This is a genomic window from Aliarcobacter sp., from assembly GCF_041672065.1.
GTDB classification, from domain to species: Bacteria; Campylobacterota; Campylobacteria; order Campylobacterales; family Arcobacteraceae; genus Aliarcobacter; species Aliarcobacter skirrowii.
This window is the reverse complement of record NZ_JBAZAH010000084.1, coordinates 1-4,499: the sequence shown is the minus strand read 5'-3', so window position 1 is coordinate 4,499 and position 4,499 is coordinate 1. Positions and strand designations below refer to the sequence as shown.

Genomic DNA, 4,499 nt, shown 5'->3' with positions numbered 1-4,499 from the left:
ATTTCAGTTTTATTTAAATTTGTTACTTTTTTACACTATTTTTAGATTATTTTTCTTTATATTATTTCGCTTATAAAAATATAATAAGACAAAAAATATTACAAATTGCAATTTTTTTAGATATTTTTAAATTTTATTGATATTATTTGAAATATTTAAAATTTGGAGAATATAAATGAGTGAATTATTTCTACTAATAGGAAGTTTATTTGCTTTTATAAGTTTTTTTACTTCTGTATAAAAGTAAAAGTTTAATCTTTATAAAATAAGCCCTTAATAAAAATGGGCTCTTCAAGAGGTCCCATAGTATCCCAAAAGTTTGGTTCACTACACCCAATACAGCCATGCCCTGCTTGAATTGGCCAAGACATATGAGAATTAAACTTGTTTTTTGAACAATTATTAAAAGTATATGGTCCTTTACACCCTACTTTATATAAACAATACCCCTTTTTAGCACCTTCATCTCCAAACTCTTCAACAAACTCTCCAGCATCAAAATGACCTCTTCTTTCACATAAGTCATGAATTCTTAAACCATAAGCCCACTTTGGTCTATTATAAGCATCAAGGGCTGGTAAAGTTCCATAAAGAATATAGTGAAGCAAAGTTCCTACTATATTTTTTTCACTTGGTGGACAACCTGGAACATTTATTACTTGTTTATTAGTAACTTTAGATAAAGCTTGAGCTCCTGTTGGATTTGGAATTGCTGCTTGAACGCCACCAAAAGATGAGCAAGTTCCTATTGCAAATATTGCTAAAGCGTTGTTTGAAGCCTCTATTGCACTTTGTTCACCTGTTTTTCCATGACCACCAATAGTTAAGAAAGTAGCATTTTCTCCTGTTGGAATTCCACCCTCAACCATTAAAATATATCTTCCTTTATATTTCTCAATAGCTGATTCAAGATTATGTTCAGCTTGCCATCCAGATGCTGCCATCAAAGTTTCATGATACTCTAAAGATATATAATCAAAAATAAGTGAATCAATAGTTGGGGCATCTGTTCTAAGTAGTGATTCACTGCATCCTGTACACTCCGCCATATGTAACCAAATAATTGGTAATCTATCACTCAAAGTTGCTGCTTTTGCAATCAATGGAGAGAAGCTTGATGGAAGTGTTAACATAGCAGTCATAGCAGCCGCCCACTTCATAAAGTCTCTTCTTGAAACACCTTTTTCTTCCAAATGAGAGGCCAAAGTCTTCTCTTCTTTAAATCCCTCTAAGCTCTCTAATTGTTTTAAACGATTAGATAATTTGTTATAAAGTTCACTATTTTTCAAAAAATGCTCCTGTGTTTTATTTTTTGTTCTCTATTCTATCCTCTTTATCTTTACTATTTATTTAATATTTTACTTTTGATAGATATAAACCATTTGGTTCTATTGGAGTTTTGAATATATTTTTTTCACAATTTAACTGTTTTTTTAAATCATCAATTGTGAGTTTTTTACTATTTATTTCAAGTAAAAATCCAACCATCAATCTAATTTGACTTCTTAAATATGAGTTTGCTGTAAAATTAAATACATAAATATCTCTATATTTATAGAATTTTGTCTTAAATATCTCTCTTATTGTATTCTCTTTTTCGCTTCCAGTTTTATGAAAATATATAAAATCATGAACACCTTCAAACTCTTTTATAGCAAGTTTTAAAAGCTCTTCATCTACACTTTTTACATAAGTAATATATTTTTGATTAAATGGATTTGTAGGTTTTGTTGTGATTAAATATCTATAAGTTCTTGTTTTTGCACTAAATCTTGCATGAAACTTATCATCAACTCTTGAAATATTTAAAATCTTTATTGCTTTATCTACTCTTTTATTTATTATCTTTTTTAATTTATCAAAATCACTCCAATAATCTGGAATAAAAGCATTAAAAACCTGTTTTGTAGCATGAACATCTCTATCTGTTCTTCCACTTAAAATAATTTTTGTATCAATATTTATTGATTTAAAGACTTTTAAAAGCTCATCTTCAACTGTATTTTTGTTTGGCTGTTTTTGACTTCCACAAAAAGCAGTTCCATCGTAAGATATTGTAAATTTTAGATTCAATTTTTAATACTCTTTTTTAATAGTTCTGCTATATAAAAGATAACTAGAGGCTATCCAAATAAATGGGATAATATAAAGTGAATGAAAAAGTAACTTATCTGCTATATATTTGATTAAAATATAATAAATTACAACTGTAACAATTGCATAAGCTGTTGTTCTATTTTTTTCATATCTTGGATTAAAATATCCAAATACTATTACAAAAAATAGTGATATTAGAGGGAAAATTGATGTTAGTATAAAAAATGTGAAATCATCAATATCTTTATTAATTTCAAAATTATTTTTCCAAAAATTATAGCTATTTGTGAACTCTTCATAATTTGAACTAGCTATTGAATCATTTATATACATTTTAGAGTAGTCAATTTGATTTACTTCATCTATATCAATTATAAAAACTTTTCCATCATCTAATCTAAAACTTAAATTTCCATCTTGATTTAAAAGATGTGCCTCTTTACTTATAATAAACTGCTCTTTATCTTTTTCAGTTTTGAAAAGTTTTACATCTTTATATTTCTTATCATCTTTTTCTGAGATATAAATAAGCCAATCTCCAAACTTTTGACCAAATTCACTCTCTTTTATATTAAAATTTGCCTCTTTTTTCTTAAAATCTAAAAATGTTTTTGTCAAATATTTTGTTTTTGGAATAAGCCCCAAAGAGATTACCAAAAGCATAGCTGAGAGCAAAATAGTAATTGGGAAAAAAATCTTTAAAACCCTAACTGGATTTAATCCAAAAGATGTAATAACTGTTAGTTCATACTCACTTGATAGTTTTGAAACACTAATTGCTAAAGAGATAAAAAATGTAATTGGAAGAGTATAAAACAGAATTTGAGGTAATGAATAACTAAAAAGTGTTAAAAGCTCATAAAAATTCATTGTAATAACTGATGTTAATGATGCAATTCTTACCAAAAAAACTACGCTTGTAATAAAAAATAGTCCCAAAAATATAGGAAAAAATGTAATACTTAATTGTGAATGTAAATAATTATTTAATCTCAAAACAATCCCTTGAAAAATATTGATAAATTTAAAAAATACTCAAGTAAAAATGCTACTGCAAGAGGTGGAATAAATGGTATTTCACCATCTTTAAACTTTTTTACTCTATAAATATATAAAACTATTGCTAAAAGTGCAGATAAAAAAACTAAAAAAATAACCTCTTCTAAGCCAACTATTATTGCAAAAGATGCAATAAGTGGTATATCTCCCTCACCTAAAGCTGTTTTTGTTTTTAAACTCTCATCTTTTAAAAATCTTGATTTAATATTTTGTATATAAAAAGTAACGACAAAATTTAATAAAACAAATGCCCCAGAGATAAAAAATGCATTTTTTAAAGAGTCGATAAAACTATACTCACTTATAAAAAATGATAAAAATAGAGCAACTAATAAAAGGTAATCAGGAACTGCTTTATACTTAAAATCATAAATTACTAAAACCAAAAGATTTAGAAAAAATAGTGCTATTAAAACTGTTTGCATATTTTATAAACCTCCAAATCTTCTTTGTCTTTTATTAAACTCAATAATAATATCTTCAAGCTCATCAACACTAAAATCAGGCCAAAGTGTTTGTGTAAAAAACATCTCTGCATATGCATTTTGCCATAATAAATAGTTTGAAAGTCTAATCTCTCCACTTGTTCGTATAAGCAAATCAACATCTCCAAATCCTGCTGTATCAAGACAAGATTCAAAGTTTTTTTCATTTATTTCAAGATTTTTCTCATTTAATTTTTTTATAGCTCTAATTATCTCATCTTTTGAACCATAATTTAAAGCTAATACTTGAGTAAGTCCAGAGTTTTTTAATGTTTTTTCTTCAATATCTTTTATACTTTTTTGTAAACTCTTTGAAAATCTACTTAAATCTCCTATTACTTTAAATCTTATATTGTTTTTCATCAAAGTTTCAAGTTCATTTTTTAAAAACTTTTCCAAAAGCTTCATTAAATACTCAACTTCAAGTTTTGGTCTATTCCAATTCTCTGTTGAAAACGCATATAAAGTAAGGTATTTAACACCTATTTTTGCACAATACTCTGTAATCTCTCTTACAGTTTTTGCTCCAGCTTCATGACCAGCTGTTCTTTTAAGACCTTTTTGTTTTGCCCATCTTCCATTTCCATCCATAATTATTGCAAGATGAGATGGGGGATTTGAACTACTCATTTGTAAACTCTTTTTCAAATCTATTTAAAATTTCTAAAGAGATATTTAGTTTATTTCCATAAAAATCAAAATTTTTATCTTTTAATAAAAGCTCTATTTTATTTGTATCACTTCCAAAAGCATTAGACTCATCTAAAATATTTAGGCAAACTGCATCAAGATTTTTATTTTTTAGCATATTTTGTGCATTTGATTTTGCCTCTTTTTTATCCATCTCTGCTTTAAAAC

At 26.6% G+C, this 4,499-nt stretch carries 5 protein-coding genes and 1 pseudogene; all 6 read right to left on the bottom strand.

What is annotated here, in order from left to right:
• Positions 1-281: 281 nt before the first annotated feature.
• A pseudogene (locus tag WC168_RS09320) lies at positions 282-1,289 on the bottom strand (hydrogenase small subunit); the annotation flags it as partial.
• 61 nt (positions 1,290-1,350) lie between these two features.
• Positions 1,351-2,073: a tRNA pseudouridine(38-40) synthase TruA gene (truA, locus tag WC168_RS09315; protein ID WP_372618863.1), complete on the bottom strand. Its 723-nt coding sequence runs from the start codon at positions 2,071-2,073 to the stop codon at positions 1,351-1,353.
• Between the two features lie 3 nt (positions 2,074-2,076).
• Entirely contained in the window at positions 2,077-3,093 is a 1,017-nt protein-coding gene (locus WC168_RS09310) for an LptF/LptG family permease (RefSeq protein ID WP_066162050.1), read from the bottom strand.
• Entirely contained in the window at positions 3,090-3,581 is a 492-nt protein-coding gene (locus WC168_RS09305) for a prepilin peptidase (protein WP_066356728.1), read from the bottom strand. Before WC168_RS09305 ends, WC168_RS09310 begins: the two co-directional genes overlap by 4 nt.
• Before the next feature lie 3 nt (positions 3,582-3,584).
• The gene (locus WC168_RS09300; protein ID WP_372618861.1) at positions 3,585-4,271 is read right to left on the bottom strand and encodes a di-trans,poly-cis-decaprenylcistransferase; all 687 of its coding nucleotides are present in this window, start codon (positions 4,269-4,271) and stop codon (positions 3,585-3,587) included.
• On the bottom strand, positions 4,264-4,499 hold a 236-nt coding region (locus WC168_RS09295; RefSeq protein WP_372618859.1), incomplete at its 5' end, for a phosphopantothenoylcysteine decarboxylase. The genes WC168_RS09295 and WC168_RS09300, both read right to left, overlap by 8 nt.